This window comes from Arhodomonas sp. KWT, assembly GCF_010993615.1.
Genome location: NZ_WNXE01000855.1, coordinates 1 through 722 on the forward strand (window position 1 = coordinate 1; position 722 = coordinate 722).

2 protein-coding genes are annotated in these 722 nt (G+C 71.2%); one reads left to right on the forward strand and one right to left on the reverse strand.

Annotated features, from left to right (window positions below):
• The first annotated feature begins 12 nt into the window (after positions 1-12).
• Positions 13-177, forward strand: coding sequence for a hypothetical protein (locus tag G7A99_RS22880; RefSeq protein WP_256379737.1), 165 nt, complete (start codon positions 13-15; stop codon positions 175-177).
• A 323-nt stretch (positions 178-500) separates the two neighbouring features.
• Here the strand turns inward: G7A99_RS22880 and G7A99_RS22885 are convergent.
• A partial coding sequence (locus G7A99_RS22885; protein WP_163144331.1) for a PaaI family thioesterase occupies positions 501-722 on the reverse strand: 222 nt, incomplete at its 5' end.

Here is a 722-nt window from a genome sequence, read left to right on the forward strand (position 1 = left end):
CTGCGCGCGAGCCTGGGCGTAACGGCCTACGAGCCGGGGGAGGCACTGGAGAACGCCCTCCAGCGTGTCGACGACGCTCTCTACCAGGCCAAGGAGACCGGCCGTGATCAGGTCATCCACCGCCAGAGCGAGGTGACGACCACGGCCGGCGCCACCCCGGGCTACAGTGTCCCGTAGAGGAGGTAATCGCCGCGCCTCGCGCAGGGATACCGCCATACCGGCTCCGGGAGCGGAAAAGCCCGGGGCGGAGGAATGACGGAAGAATTAAAGGGAAGGGTCCGGCCAAGGGGGGAAACCGGACCCTTCAACCCGGCGCCGGCCGTTGCCCGGCAACGATCCGCCGCCCTGGCGTCACCGGGGAAACCGGTGGAGCGGCCGCTTGGACCGGGGACGCGGGGGAGACGCCGCGCCGGCCCGGCACGCCCGGCGGGAACCCGGACGCGCCTTTACCGCTCACCGGGATAACTGGGGGACGCCGGGCGGGTTTTCAACCACCCGGATCAAATGCCGGCGCTCTCCGCCTCCGGATCCGCCAGCAGGAAGTGACAGCGGGCACTAGCGACCTCGCGGCGCTCGCCGGCCTCGTCGAGCTGCCAGGCCTGTACCGCCACGTTCGCCACCCGCCTGCCCTGGCGACGGACATCGCACGCCGCGCACAGGGTCTCCGGTCGCCCCGGACGCAGGTAGTCGATGGAGAAGTCCACGACCTTGGGCACCCGGCT